This window comes from Streptococcus suis (genome assembly GCF_002964575.1).
Taxonomy (GTDB): Bacteria; Bacillota; Bacilli; order Lactobacillales; family Streptococcaceae; genus Streptococcus; species Streptococcus suis_R.
Genome location: NZ_POQQ01000068.1, coordinates 1 through 264, shown reverse-complemented (window position 1 = coordinate 264; position 264 = coordinate 1). Strand labels below are relative to the sequence as shown.

At 37.5% G+C, this 264-nt stretch carries 1 protein-coding gene; it reads right to left on the bottom strand.

Annotated features, from left to right (window positions below):
• The coding region (locus tag C1E58_RS09630) for an insulinase family protein (RefSeq protein WP_161951301.1) at positions 1 to 264 on the bottom strand (264 nt) is incomplete at both ends.

Here is a 264-nt window from a genome sequence, read left to right as displayed (position 1 = left end):
GGGGTAGATACTTCAAATTGTTCTGAGAGATGCTCCTGTATCGGCAACTTTTGGACACCTGCCAATTCAAACGACTGAGCTGGATTATCCATCTGAGCTACTTGATAACTTGAAATTTGTTTCCAAACTGCCTCTAAATCAAAATTACCAATAACGAATAAATTCATGTTACTTGGATGATAAAACACATCAAAATTCTCATGTAAATCATCCGCAGTAATTGCAGCAATTGATTCAACTGTCCCTGCTATATCATAGGCCAAG